The following is a 10,605-nucleotide window of genomic DNA, read 5'->3' on the forward strand; positions in this document are numbered from 1 at the left end:
ACGGCGAGGGCCTCTGTCTTGCGTATCGGCCTTCACCTTACTGGCGCCTTCGACACACCAGCGGGGCGAAGGAATAGGGCGGAACTACAGTGCCAGCGCGAACCTGATCTGAAAAGTTCTTGATTTTATCAAGTCTGGTGGGGATGCCGGGACTCGAACCCGGACGCCATAGGCACATGGTCCTAAGCCATGCTCGTCTGCCAGTTCCCACACATCCCCATCGGCGGCGGTGGGGGCTCGTGACTGCAGTGGTGGTGGAGTCACCCGCCTCGGACTTGAACCGAGAACCCACTGATTAAGAGTCAGTTGCTCTGCCTAATTGAGCTAGCGGGCCATTGCAAAGGGGCAGGGATTCCATAGCTGAATGTAGCATCGCCTCTATGGGAGTGTCAAGCTGAGCGGCGTCTGACGGACCGCCCTTCAACAGGCTCAGGACGAACGGGGGATGGGGGGGGGGACCCCGTTGTGTCACGACGACCGCGCACCTACACTCGGGCGCATGCCGGACACCAAGGGTGCGACCCACGAGGACATCGCCGACGACGCCGTCGCGCAGGTGCAGGACGCGCTGCTGTCGTGGTTCAAGGCGGCGCAGCGGCGGCTGCCCTGGCGCGGGACAACCGACGGCTACGCCATCCTCGTCTCCGAGGTCATGCTGCAACAGACGCAGGTGGAGCGCGTCATCCCCGTCTACCACGCCTTCCTGCAACGCTTTCCCACATTCGAGAGCCTCGCCGAGGCGCCGCCGTCGGAGGTCATCCGCGCGTGGGCGGGCATGGGCTACAACCGGCGAGCGCTGAACCTGCAGCGGGCCGCGCAAGTGATAGTCGAGCGGCACGGCGGCGCGCTGCCCGGCGACCCCAGGGCGCTGCGTGCTCTCCCCGGCGTCGGCGAGTACACGGCCAATGCGCTGGCCTGCTTCGCGCTGGGGCAGCAGACGGCCGTGGTCGACACGAACGTGCGCCGCGTGCTGGGCCGCGTCTTCCACTGGCCCTCAACGCCGTCGGACCGCGAGTCGGCGGACACCGCGCGGCGCGTCCTCCCCGAGGGGCAGGCGTGGTCGTGGAACCAGGCGCTGATGGACCTCGGCGCGACGGTCTGCACGTCGCGCCGGCCGACGTGCCTGCTGTGCCCGCTGCGCGAGCTGTGCCGGGCGTCGGGCGCCTTCGAGGCGGATCCCGCCGTCATCGCCGAGGGCCGCGCGGCATACCGGCCCAAGACCGAGCGCTTCGAGGGGTCGAGCCGCTACTACCGCGGCCGCGTCGTGGCGCACCTGCGCGGGCTTGCGACGGGCGAGTCCTGCGGCGTCGACGACCTTGGCGCTGCCGTGAAGGCGGACTACTCGGACGCCGACGCCGCGTGGTTGCGCGCACTGCTCGAGGGGCTGGCGCGGGACGGGCTCGTCGCGCTGCACGGCGGGGACGACGGAGCACGGGTGAGCCTGCCGTAGTCGCCGCTCGGCGCCCCCTCGCCGGTGGCAGGCATGCGGCCGTGTGTGTACCATAGCCGCACTGACGCACGTGAAAGGATGACGGATGCCGGAAGCCCCGTGGCTCAAGGAGGCCGAGGACTGCGCCGTGCAGCTTGCGTGGGACGCCGGCCGTCTCCTGATGGAGCGGTTCCAGCGCCCCATGGCCATCGAGTACAAGGACAAGGAGGGCTGGCGTGACCCGGTCACGGAGGCCGACCGCACCGCCGAGACCTTCCTGTCGAACGAGCTGGCGGCGCGCTTCCCCGACCACGGCTTCGTGGGCGAGGAGGGCGAGGGCCGCGCAGCGGGCGAGGGCGGCCTGACGTGGGTCGTTGACCCGCTGGACGGCACCACCAACTTCGCCAATGGACTTCCCTCCTTCTGCTGCTCGATAGGGCTGCTGGAGCACGGCGTGCCCGTCGTAGGCGCGATCTTCCTGCCGTGGCCGGACACCCCCGGCGGACGCGTCTTCCACGCCCGCCGCGGCGGCGGCGCGTGGGAGAACGAGGAGCAGCTCCACGTCGCGCCCGGCGAGAAGCCGGTGGCGGGCCGCGTGACGGTGCGCGGCGGCTTCCTCGCGGGCCGCTTCCGGCCCAGCAAGGAGTTGCTGAAGAACGCCGGCCAGCAGCGCTCCGTCGGCAGCACGGCCTACGAGCTGGCCCTCACCGCCGACGGCACGTACCAGTTCACGCTGCACGGCGCGCCACATACGTGGGACGTGGCCGCGGGCATCGTGCTGGTGCAGGAGGCCGGCGGCGCCGTCGTCAGCCGCGACCGGCAGGGCTGGCGTCCGCTGACCTCGTTCCTGAGCGACGCGGCCAACGGCGACGCCACCAAGCAGCTCCGCGATTGGCGGCAGCCGGTGCTCTCCGGCAACGCAGACATGGTGCGGTTTGTGCAGGAGGGGCTGCTGCCGCTGCCCCTGTCCACCCGCGTGGTGCGCGGCGCGAAGCGGGCGCTCCGCCCGCCGCGGCGCACGGGTGCATCTTCATAGGGACCTCGGAGGACCGATGGCCTTCCTCGCGCTTCTCACCGGGACCCTCTTCTGGCTGGTGGTCTTCTTCTGCCTCATGGCCGCCGCCTACGTCTTCATCCGGGGCGAATTCGGCTTCAAGGGAGGGCTGGAGGCGGCGATCTTCCTCGGCCTCATGGTCGTCGTCGGGCTGCCGCTGCACATGGCGGCCCGACGCCTCAGCGGCCGCGCGATGGCGACAGCCGCAGAGGCAGCCCCCGTCGAGTCGAGCGACGCGCCCGCACCGAGGCGCCGACGGCGGGGTCGAGGGCGCCGGTAGGCGCACCCTCCGTGTCGCCGGAGCGGAAAACAACCTGCCTCAACTTGTAGCTAATGCGGCACATTTCAGCTACAACACGAAATTTTTTTTGATCAACCCCTGCTCCAGCGAGCAGGGTTGATCTGCTTGTCGAGTTGGAGCGCATCGAACAGCGTCCGAGCGGCGAGCAGGACGTCGTCGAGATGGACGTTTGGGTTATTGAGCATAGCGGCGACCCAGGGGCGCAAGCGATCGATCTCCCAGGACAGACCCGAGGCCCTTTCGACAGCCCTGAGGGATTCTTGCTCTCTTGGCGTCAGTAAATGCTTGTAGAGGTTGCGCTTGCGGGCGTTCTGGTTGCCGAGCGGCGCGCCGCGCCTCCTCCGGGGCTGGCGGTCCCTGGCGTTGTTGGGGTCCCTGGGTGCGTCTCGCATGTTCGCGTCCCTCCGTGTGTGTTGTGTAATCGAGGGTAGCGAGGGCGATGCGTTTCGCGCGAGGGGGCTGTGTCAGGGTGGGGGCGAGGCCGAAAGGAGTTGGTGGCGGGGATGCGCCGCCCGACACCCTGGCTACCAGTTTTCGCCGACATGGCGGCCGGTCGAGGCGGGCTACCTTGGCTGCTCCTCCAGGTACGCGTCGAGCGGGTGCGGCGTCCAGCGAAGGACGGTGCGGCTGTGCGTGTCCACGAGCAGGGTGGAGGGCAGCGACGCGATGTACGTCCGGTTTCCCAGCTCCGGCAGGTTGACGCCGAATATGACCGACGCTATGGCGGAGACGTCACACCTGACATTGGACCCGCATTCGGGCGGCGTGAAGGACCACGAGTACGCGTCTTTGATCTTGTGTTCTACCTGGTCTTCGGGTAACTGCATGAGGTCAGGGAACTCGCCGATGACGAGTTGGGCGATCTCGTCCGCCGCGGTATCGGCGTTGTCGGTGACCCAGTCCGTCACGACCCTTATGGCGACGGCCTCCTGGCTCCGCCCGCACGCCACCGAGAGGACGATGCCGATGCAGGCGAGGGTCATCAGCACGCCGAGTCTCGCGCTCAGGGGCTCCTCCTTACACAACGGCGGCTGCGTTGCCTGGGCGCGCCGACACCGAGGACGTAGGTCGCGCCCGGGCTACCTCTCCTGCTCCTCCACCGACGCGTCGAGCGGCACCGGGTTCCACCGCAGCACACTCTCCGACTCCGTGTCCACGAGCAGCGAGAACGGCAGCGACGCGACGTATCGCCGGTCTCCGAGGAGCGGCAGGGTGACGTCGATCCTGACCGAGGCCGTCGCGGTGACCCGGCACCTGTCGTCCGGCTCGCACTCCGGCTCCGCGTACTCCCACGTGGCCGAGTCCACAATACGGTCGGCCAACACGTCACCGGCTATCTGCGTCAGGACGGGCAAGTCTCCGACGACCAGCTTCACCACCTCGTCGGACACGACGTCGACGTTGTCGGTGACCCAGCCCGTGACCACCCTCGTCGCGATGGCCTCCTGACTCCCGCCGCACGCCGCCGTCATGGCGAGGCCCAGAATCGCCAGGGCTGCCAGCATCAGCGCGTTGTTCCGAATCACATGAACACCTTTCCTTACACCACTGGCCGCTTTGCCTGCACCCACGAAGGCTACATCCACGGCCACGGGAGGCGGGCGTTGCGCGGGTCCGGAAACTCCGGGTGGTCGAGCAGGATGGCGAGCCGGTGGCGCAGCGCCTCCAGCTCCCGGGCGTGCAGCAGATCGACGATGGGCAGCATCGCGTCGTCGGCGCGGTCGAGCTTCTCCTGCAACCGGCACAGGTCCTGCACCAGCTCGTCCGGCACGGGCTCCCCCGCGAAGTCCCAGATGACGGTGCGCAGTTTGGGGTGCGGGTGGAACGTCAGGCCGTGGTCGATGCCCCAGACGCGCTCGGCGGCGTCGAGGATGGTGTGGCCCGCCTTGCGGTCGGCGTTGTTGGCCAGCAGGTCGAAGAGGCAGATGCGCGGGAACTGCTCCTCGTACTGCTCCCGCAGCGTGAAGTAATGGTCGCGGGCGTTGTGCTCGACGTAGCGCTGCATGGAGCCCTCGCCGTAGGGGCCGTCGCGCAGGATGGTCTTCGGGATGAAGTGCCAGCCGAGGGCCTCGGCCAGCAGGTACGACGCGTACTCGCGCAGGTGCAGGGTGCCGTGGGGGAAGTCCCACAGGGGCACCTCGCCCTTGCGCGGCTTGTAGATGGCCTTGACCTGCTCGCCGCCCTCATCCTGCAGGCAGACGAGGAAGGTGTAGTTGGAGCCGAGGGGCGTCAGGTCGCAGGAGACGGCCTCGCCATGTTCGAGTACCGGCTCATTGGGCCATGAAGGTGGTTCCTGCCAACCGGGCAACCGCTCGTCTCCTTCCGAACCAGCGCTCAAAACAGTTTGGGCCACATTAGACACAGGCCCGTTTGCGGGGTCAAGGCACGGCTTGCGGCGCAAGACGCCTAAACATTGACCGGGGCGCTGAGGACCGGCGGTCGTCGCAGCGGCCGCACGAGGCCTCCCAGCACGATGGTCACGAGCCACACCGCGACGGCAAGACCGAACAGGAGCGCATAGTCGGCGTAGAGGTCAAAGAGGACGCCGAAGATCCACGGCCCGCCGAAGGTGGCGAGGTTGTTGACCGTCTGCATGACGCCTCTGATCGCGCCAAGGTGCTGTCGCCCGAAGGTGTTGGCGACAAAGACCTGGCTCACGACAAAGAAGGCATTGAGGCCGAAGCCCAGGTAGAGCATGGTTGCGAACATCATGCCGGTGCTCTGGAACTGCGACACCAACGACACGAGGAAGAGGCCGCTGGCCACGATGCTGCATACGGCGAGGAACGGCCTCTGCGGGCCGTGGCGGTCGGCCAGCCCGCCGAAGACGAACCCCATGACGATGGCCGGCACGGCGTAGACGCTGATGGAGGCCGCGGCAGTCGTGGCGTCGAAGCCGAGCGAGATGAAGAAGGGCTGGAAGTTGGGGATCATCCCGCGGATGGCCAGCGTCGCCATGCCGATGGCCACCACGAGCATCCAGAACTGCGAGGTGTGGAGGGCCTCGCGGCGGGTGAGGCTGACCTCGGAGGCGGCGGAGACGCGCCCGCCGGGGCCGGGGGATGCCCCCCTCGCGCCTGCGGGCGTCTGCGGCGCCCCCGCCCGTGGCGGGGCTTCCTCCTTATCGCCGTCGGGGCGCAGGCCGACGTCCTCGGGCGAGCGGATGATGAAGAAGGCGCCCGGGCCCGCGAGCACGATGAGCGCGATGCCCATGATAAACCAGGCGTCGCGCCAGCCAACGGACTCGACCAGCGCCTGGAGGACCAGCGGGAAGAGCAGCGGCCCGACGGAGAAGCCCGCCGACACCGTCGCCTGCGCGATCCCGCGCTTCCGCACGAACCACTTCGGCACGACAACCAGCGCCATCGCGACCGTGAAGCGCCCGACGCCGCCAACGATGCCGAAAATGAAGATGTAGCCCAGCTCGCTGCCGGCGACCTTCATGTAGAGCAGCGACGCGCCGAACAGGAGGATGCCCACCAGGGCGAGGATGCGGGGGCCATGCCGGGTGTCCGCCCAGGGGCCCACAATGATGCCGAGGGGCGTCGTGACGATGGCGCCGACCAGCAGCGGCAGGAAGACGAGCGACCGGTCCCATTCGAGCTCCTCCTGCATGGGCGTCACGAAGACGCCAAGACCCCAGGACGTCATGCCGACGTTGAAGGCGCCAAATACGAAGCCGAATGCGACGATGACCCACCCGTAGTAGAAGGGCGTCCGCTGGGCGATGGAAGTCCTCATGGCGCCCTCTCGCCTGCGGTCGTCTCAACCGCGGCGGGCTGCACCCTCGGCCAGACCCACGCCATGACGATGAGCAGCGCGGCGCCGAAGACGTAGGCGCCGAGGACGTCGCTGGGCCAGTGCCGCTCCAGGTGCACGCGGGAGACGCCGACGAGCACAGGCCAGGCGAGCATGGCCGCCAGCAGCAGACGCCGGTGCGTCAGCCTCGTTAGCTTCGGCATGACGAGCAGCCAGAGGAGGCCCGATGTGAGCACGGCGTGCATCGTGTGGCCGCTCGGAAAGCTCTCGCCGCCGCCCGCCGGGTCCTCCAGCGGCCGCGGCCGGTCGACGACGTCCTTGAACACCTCGTTGACGCCCATCACCCCGAGGCCGATGAACACCAGCAGCCCGGCGCGCCAGCCGAGCAGCCAAGTGGCCAGCGCAGCCCCCGCCAGCATGGTTATCCACACGCCAAGCCGGTTGCCCGGCACCGAGACGGCCTCCATGAAGGCGTCGTAGGCGGGGGCGGAGAAGCCGAGGAGCCACGAGGCGATCGCGCGGTCCCAGCCGAAGGACGGCTCCCGGCTCGCAAGGACGGCCAGCACGGCAAGGACGGACGCAAGCAGGACGAGGGTCACAGTCGGCCAGTGGCCGGGGCGCCAGCGGCGGATGGCTGTCGTGCCCGGCGCGGCCCCGGTGGTGTCCAAATGCGTTCCTGCCTACGGAAGGATGCCCAAGAGGGTACTCGACGGCGGGATGGGCGGCAAGCTACGGGGCGCCGTCCTCCGGCGGCAGCGTTTCCAGGTGATCGAGGAACTGCTGGTAGGTGGAGAACTCGCGGATGCGGAGGACGAAGTCGCCGACGCTGTCCGTGTGCGCGCGGAAGCGGCGCACCTGCGCGCCGATGGGGCTCGACGACGCGGGGCTCTCGGCGTAAGCGCCGTGGAAGGCGAAGTAGGCCTGATTGAGCACGCGTATCGCGTACCCGTGCTCGACGAAGCGCTGCCGGCGCTCCTCCATGTAGGCTTCGGCCTCGTCGACCTTGCCCTCCTCGAGGAGCTCGTCGGTGCGCAGGCGCGTCTCCCGCATCTCGGCGCCAAAGTCGAACTCCGGGGGCTCCGGCGGCGGCGCGCCCGGCGGCTCGGCGGGGGGTGAGGGCGGCGGGGGCGGCGCCTCGCCGAGGGCCAGCAGCGCCAGGTCGCCCAGCTCGCGGCCCGCCAGGTCCGCGGCGGTCTCGTTCAGCGAGGCCATCTCCGGGGAGTCGTAGTAGGCCTGCCCCAGCGGGTGGAAGAACCAGTAGTGGTGGAGCCACTCGTGGGCGATGGTGTGCACGGCGGAGCGGAAGGACTGCGAGTCGGACACCAGCGCCGGGTATGTCGCGACGCCGCCGATGCGGGTGACGACGGCGGAACGGTCCAACTCCGGCCCGGCGGCCGCCTCGAGCTGCTCCATCCGGAGCGGCGTGATGTCCGCTTCCAGCAGGCGCGACTCCACGTTGGCGATGCGCTCGCGCGGCGAGACGACGATGAGCCGGGGCACGCGGGTGATCTTGAAGGAGACGGGCGGGAAGAGCGGACGCAGTGGCCCCCAACTGCGCTCCAGCCCCTCCTCGCGCAGCACGTCGGAGACCGCAGATCCGATGGTCCACTCGACGATGTCCGCGAGGGAGTCGCGCTCGCGGCGCAGGCGGTCGAGCTCCGCCTGGAGGTCGGCGGCGAGGGGGTTGGCGGCGGCGCCCTCCTGCGCGACGGCCAGCCGCAGCGAGCCCTCGATGCGGCGCGCGCGGTCGCCAAGTTCAAAGTAGCGCTCCACTGCCGCGCGGCGCTCGCTCTCGAACGGGACTCCGCCCGGGAGCAGGTCGAAGAGCGCGTCCTGGGCGCCGTCCAGCAGGTTGAGGCCCATCCACTCGACAAGGCCGAACCGGTCGCGGAAGACGGCCTCCTCCGTCGGCGTGCGGCGGACGGTGTCGGCGTCGAGGACCAGCGCGAGAAGCACGAAGAACGCGGCCAACACAGTCCACCGGCGCACGTGGACGCGGCGGCGCACGGCAGCGCTAAGCTCGCGGGTCCGGCGCCACGCGTGCAGGTCTCGCATAGTCCCATTATGCGGGCGCGGGGCCGTTTGACACCCCCAAACGCCCATGCTAGATTGGAATTGCCCGCCAACCACTCCGTGCGCAGCCCTTTGGCGTGTCACGTCACGGACACGCGGCGGCGGAGCCTTCCACGAGCAATTGGCCTCATGCGTTTCGGCATTTCAACAGCACTCAGTCGAAGCGGCAGCGGCCCCTGCCCCCAGTCCCCTCACCCCGGTCAGCGCGCCCGTCAGGGCCTGAATCTCGAGAAGGAGCGCCGCAATGGATGACGACCAGCTGGTAGATATGGAGCGGGTGCTGGAGAGCATTCGGGAGGCGGACGTCATCTCCATCCTGTTCACCATGTTCCGCAAGAGCCTGGTGATCGACGTGCGGCCCCACCACGCCGAGCCGCCCTTCGTGCGCATCGCGCCGCAGTCGCGGGGGCCGGAGGACCGGCTGCGCTACATCCGGCGGCAGCGGCCCAGCCTGCCGCGCCCCACCAAGGTCACCATGTTCCCCTGGTCGAAGAGCGTGGGCAGCTTCGAGCGGCTCGGCATCCATGAGGCGCTGCGGGCGCGTGCGGAGGCGACGGGCTACTTCCCGGCGGTCGACGAGTGCGTGCACGCGCTGCAGGAGCTGTTCAAGCTGGAGCGGCAGGAAATGGTCGCCGTCATCCGCGGCGAGAACTACTACACGGTGTGGTCGCGGGCGTAGGGGAGCGGAACACTCCCGCGCCTAGCGGCCGTAACGGTCAATCAGTTCCTGGAGACCCTTGCGTCCTATTTGCGTCTGCTTGACGCCCAGAATCACACCCAGAACCTTGTCCGCAAGATCTTCCGACTTGTCCGGGACGATAGTGGTCCGGCGTGTGGATTCTCCCGGAAACACCTTCCACATTAGGAATCCATGGTTTGCTCGTCGCTCTATTTGCCAGCCATCTTTGAGCAATAGCTCTGCTAAGGCCTTGCCGGAAATCGCAATTGGCATGGGCTAGAGGGGAGCTCCTACTGTCACGTAGGTATTTGCTGCATATTCCTGTCCAACGTCTGCGACGCGCAGGGGTTTGATGCCACGCTCGCTCAAGAAATCCTCAATGCCGCCCATCTTGTCGACGCCATTGACGTGCAGGTCGACAAGTTCGTAGAGCTCCTTGCGTACGTCCTCAAAGGTATCCGCGCACGTGGCTGTGCCCAATTCAAGACACTCGCCAGTCCACTGATCCCCCTCTTGATCGAACTCAGCGGTGAGGATCAGCACCTCTGTCACGACCCTCTCTGAATAATGGAGCATGGCAAAGCTCTCGCGAAGCATACATCCACCTCCTCATTCCAGAACGTTGCACAGCTCAGGCTGGTTCCTTATCGCGCGTTTGCGTCCGCGGGCCGTGCGAGTCGTTTGCTACGCGCTCGCGCCGGCCTTGTACTGCTCCACCACCTTCTGCGTGAGGTTGCCGGGCAGCGGCTCGTAGTGGTCGACTTCCATCGTGAACGTGGCGCGCCCCTGCGTCAGCGAGCGCAGGTCCAGGGCGTAGCGCTGCACCTCCGGCAGCGGCACGTTGGCCTCCACCACCGTGTGGCCGTCCTCCTGCGGGATCATGCCGAGGATGCGCCCCCGCTTGCTGTTCAGGTCGCCGATGATCTCGCCCGTGTAGGCGTCCGGCGTGTTGACGCGCAGCAGCATGACGGGCTCCAGCAGCACCGGCGACCCCTCCGCGAAGGCCTTCTTCATCGCGAAGTAGCCACACGTCTCGAAGTCCATGCTGGCCGAGTCGACGGGGTGGTAGCTGCCGTCGTACAGCACCGCCTTGGTGTCGACAACGGGGAAGCCCGCGACGATGCCCTCGGCCCACGCCCGGCGCACGCCCTTCTCCACGGCGGGGATGAACTCCCTTGGCACCGACCCGCCGACCACCTCCGTGGCGAACTCACCCTCTGGATTCTGCGCCGGCTCCACCCGCAGCAGGATGTGGGCGAAGTGGCCGTGGCCGCCAGACTGCTGCTTGTGGCGGTGCTCCACCCGCGTGG

Annotated in this window: 14 protein-coding genes and 2 tRNA genes; 4 read left to right on the forward strand and 12 right to left on the reverse strand. The window is 68.3% G+C overall.

Translation table 11 applies throughout. The features are described 5' to 3' along the window. Window positions 1–135: 135 nt before the first annotated feature. Window positions 136–219 (reverse strand) — tRNA-Leu (locus OXC99_11360). 41 nt (window positions 220–260) lie between these two features. After that, window positions 261–334 (reverse strand) — tRNA-Lys (locus OXC99_11365). Window positions 335–499: 165 nt separating this feature from the next. Here OXC99_11365 and OXC99_11370 point away from each other — a divergent pair. The 3 genes from OXC99_11370 (at window position 500) to OXC99_11380 (ending at window position 2,763) form a co-directional block, all read left to right on the forward strand. Continuing rightward, window positions 500–1,450 (forward strand): A/G-specific adenine glycosylase, encoded by a 951-nt coding sequence (locus OXC99_11370; protein MCY4625582.1) that lies wholly within the window; start codon window positions 500–502, stop codon window positions 1,448–1,450. A gap of 85 nt (window positions 1,451–1,535) precedes the next feature. Beyond that, a complete protein-coding gene (locus OXC99_11375; protein MCY4625583.1) occupies window positions 1,536–2,465 on the forward strand; it encodes an inositol monophosphatase in 930 nt (309 codons plus the stop codon). A 16-nt stretch (window positions 2,466–2,481) separates the two neighbouring features. After that, window positions 2,482–2,763, forward strand: coding sequence for a hypothetical protein (locus OXC99_11380; protein ID MCY4625584.1), 282 nt, complete (start codon window positions 2,482–2,484; stop codon window positions 2,761–2,763). Between the two features lie 92 nt (window positions 2,764–2,855). On the opposite strand, the gene OXC99_11385 is transcribed toward OXC99_11380, so the two are convergent. The 7 genes from OXC99_11385 to OXC99_11415 form a co-directional block, all read right to left on the reverse strand. Next, window positions 2,856–3,176 carry a hypothetical protein gene (locus OXC99_11385; GenBank protein MCY4625585.1) on the reverse strand — a complete coding sequence of 107 codons (321 nt, stop codon included), beginning with the start codon at window positions 3,174–3,176 and terminating at the stop codon, window positions 2,856–2,858. 171 nt (window positions 3,177–3,347) lie between these two features. Further along, window positions 3,348–3,767, reverse strand: coding sequence for a hypothetical protein (locus OXC99_11390; GenBank protein MCY4625586.1), 420 nt, complete (start codon window positions 3,765–3,767; stop codon window positions 3,348–3,350). A gap of 96 nt (window positions 3,768–3,863) precedes the next feature. Next, entirely contained in the window at window positions 3,864–4,310 is a 447-nt protein-coding gene (locus OXC99_11395) for a hypothetical protein (GenBank protein ID MCY4625587.1), read from the reverse strand. Between the two features lie 50 nt (window positions 4,311–4,360). Next, window positions 4,361–5,092 carry an SCO1664 family protein gene (locus tag OXC99_11400; protein MCY4625588.1) on the reverse strand — a complete coding sequence of 244 codons (732 nt, stop codon included), beginning with the start codon at window positions 5,090–5,092 and terminating at the stop codon, window positions 4,361–4,363. Between the two features lie 98 nt (window positions 5,093–5,190). Further along, window positions 5,191–6,525 (reverse strand): MFS transporter, encoded by a 1,335-nt coding sequence (locus OXC99_11405; protein MCY4625589.1) that lies wholly within the window; start codon window positions 6,523–6,525, stop codon window positions 5,191–5,193. After that, on the reverse strand, window positions 6,522–7,211 hold the full coding sequence (locus tag OXC99_11410; GenBank protein ID MCY4625590.1) for a phosphatase PAP2 family protein: 690 nt from the start codon (window positions 7,209–7,211) through the stop codon (window positions 6,522–6,524). Before OXC99_11410 ends, OXC99_11405 begins: the two co-directional genes overlap by 4 nt. A 61-nt stretch (window positions 7,212–7,272) precedes the next feature. Continuing rightward, the gene (locus OXC99_11415) at window positions 7,273–8,598 is read right to left on the reverse strand and encodes a hypothetical protein (GenBank protein ID MCY4625591.1); all 1,326 of its coding nucleotides are present in this window, start codon (window positions 8,596–8,598) and stop codon (window positions 7,273–7,275) included. A 262-nt stretch (window positions 8,599–8,860) separates the two neighbouring features. On the opposite strand from OXC99_11415, the gene OXC99_11420 reads away from it, so the two are divergent. Beyond that, the gene (locus OXC99_11420; protein ID MCY4625592.1) at window positions 8,861–9,295 is read left to right on the forward strand and encodes a hypothetical protein; all 435 of its coding nucleotides are present in this window, start codon (window positions 8,861–8,863) and stop codon (window positions 9,293–9,295) included. A gap of 21 nt (window positions 9,296–9,316) precedes the next feature. Here OXC99_11420 and OXC99_11425 read toward each other — a convergent pair whose 3' ends face one another. The 3 genes from OXC99_11425 to fusA all read right to left on the reverse strand — a co-directional run. Then, window positions 9,317–9,568 (reverse strand): hypothetical protein, encoded by a 252-nt coding sequence (locus OXC99_11425; protein ID MCY4625593.1) that lies wholly within the window; start codon window positions 9,566–9,568, stop codon window positions 9,317–9,319. 3 nt (window positions 9,569–9,571) lie between these two features. Then, window positions 9,572–9,892 (reverse strand): hypothetical protein, encoded by a 321-nt coding sequence (locus OXC99_11430; protein ID MCY4625594.1) that lies wholly within the window; start codon window positions 9,890–9,892, stop codon window positions 9,572–9,574. An 87-nt stretch (window positions 9,893–9,979) separates the two neighbouring features. Further along, window positions 9,980–10,605 (reverse strand): elongation factor G (fusA, locus tag OXC99_11435; protein MCY4625595.1); only part of this gene is annotated, 626 nt, incomplete at its 5' end.

This window comes from Chloroflexota bacterium (assembly GCA_026713825.1).
In the GTDB taxonomy this organism is placed as follows: domain Bacteria; phylum Chloroflexota; class Dehalococcoidia; order Lucifugimonadales; family UBA1127; genus UBA1127.

What these genes read in the sequence shown, in the direction of transcription:
- OXC99_11370 (MCY4625582.1), top strand. Translation starts at nt 500, where the DNA reads ATGCCGGACACCAAGGGTGCGACCCACGAGGACATCGCCGACGACGCC.
- OXC99_11425 (MCY4625593.1), bottom strand. Translation starts at nt 9,568, where the DNA reads ATGCCAATTGCGATTTCCGGCAAGGCCTTAGCAGAGCTATTGCTCAAA.
- OXC99_11415 (MCY4625591.1), bottom strand. Translation starts at nt 8,598, where the DNA reads ATGCGAGACCTGCACGCGTGGCGCCGGACCCGCGAGCTTAGCGCTGCC.
- OXC99_11405 (MCY4625589.1), bottom strand. Translation starts at nt 6,525, where the DNA reads ATGAGGACTTCCATCGCCCAGCGGACGCCCTTCTACTACGGGTGGGTC.
- OXC99_11385 (MCY4625585.1), bottom strand. Translation starts at nt 3,176, where the DNA reads ATGCGAGACGCACCCAGGGACCCCAACAACGCCAGGGACCGCCAGCCC.
- OXC99_11420 (MCY4625592.1), top strand. Translation starts at nt 8,861, where the DNA reads ATGGATGACGACCAGCTGGTAGATATGGAGCGGGTGCTGGAGAGCATT.
- OXC99_11375 (MCY4625583.1), top strand. Translation starts at nt 1,536, where the DNA reads ATGCCGGAAGCCCCGTGGCTCAAGGAGGCCGAGGACTGCGCCGTGCAG.
- OXC99_11430 (MCY4625594.1), bottom strand. Translation starts at nt 9,892, where the DNA reads ATGCTTCGCGAGAGCTTTGCCATGCTCCATTATTCAGAGAGGGTCGTG.
- OXC99_11390 (MCY4625586.1), bottom strand. Translation starts at nt 3,767, where the DNA reads ATGACCCTCGCCTGCATCGGCATCGTCCTCTCGGTGGCGTGCGGGCGG.
- OXC99_11380 (MCY4625584.1), top strand. Translation starts at nt 2,482, where the DNA reads ATGGCCTTCCTCGCGCTTCTCACCGGGACCCTCTTCTGGCTGGTGGTC.